The organism is Mycobacterium sp. 852002-30065_SCH5024008 (genome assembly GCF_001665645.1).
GTDB lineage: Bacteria > Actinomycetota > Actinomycetes > Mycobacteriales > Mycobacteriaceae > Mycobacterium > Mycobacterium paraffinicum.
The window spans coordinates 1-630 of the sequence record NZ_LZSZ01000009.1 but is presented as its reverse complement, the minus strand read 5'-3'; the positions used below and the strand labels follow the sequence as shown (position 1 = coordinate 630).

Genomic DNA, 630 nt, shown 5'->3' with positions numbered 1-630 from the left:
CCGGCGCCGCCGCGGGCTACTCCCACAAATACGGCTTCCGCTACAGCGTCCTCACCCGCCCACCATCAGCCGGATAGGGAAAGGCCAGGTGAACGGAAGTTGTACGCGAATGAACAGTCGGCACTAGGGAGGCGAGGCACCGCGTGACCCCATTAATCTCACCAGTAAGCCATGCCTGCGGTAAGCCCACCGGCAAACCGTTCCTCGAAGGCCAGCGAGCCTAGAGAATAGGGAGGGAATCCAAATGTCGTTCGTCACGACGCAGCCCGAGGCCTTGGCCGCGGCGGCGGGCAATCTGCAGAGCATCGGTTCGACGCTGAACGCGCAGAACGCGGCGGCGGTGGCCCCAACGACGGGGGTGGTGCCGGCCGCTGCTGACGAGGTGTCAGCACTGACCGCGGCGCAGTTCTCTGCGCACGCGCAGACGTACCAGGCCGTGAGCGCCCAAGCCACGGCGATTCACGAGATGTTCGTCAACACCCTGGGCATGAGCTCGGGATCGTACGCGGTGACTGAGGCGGCCAACGCGGCCGCGACGGGTTAAAGGAGTCAATGGTGTTTGATTTTGGGGCGCTTCCGCCGGAGGTTAATTCGGCGCGGATTTACGCCGGTCCAGGGTCGGGGTCGTTG

Annotated in this window: 2 protein-coding genes; both read left to right on the top strand. The window is 64.6% G+C overall.

The genetic code is table 11. The annotated features are described in order from the left end of the window. The first annotated feature begins 244 nt into the window (after window positions 1-244). On the top strand, window positions 245-544 hold the full coding sequence (locus tag A5781_RS00895; RefSeq protein ID WP_067199718.1) for a PE family protein: 300 nt from the start codon (window positions 245-247) through the stop codon (window positions 542-544). Window positions 545-555: 11 nt separating this feature from the next. After that, window positions 556-630 (top strand): PPE domain-containing protein (locus A5781_RS26005; protein WP_156624280.1); only part of this gene is annotated, 75 nt, incomplete at its 3' end.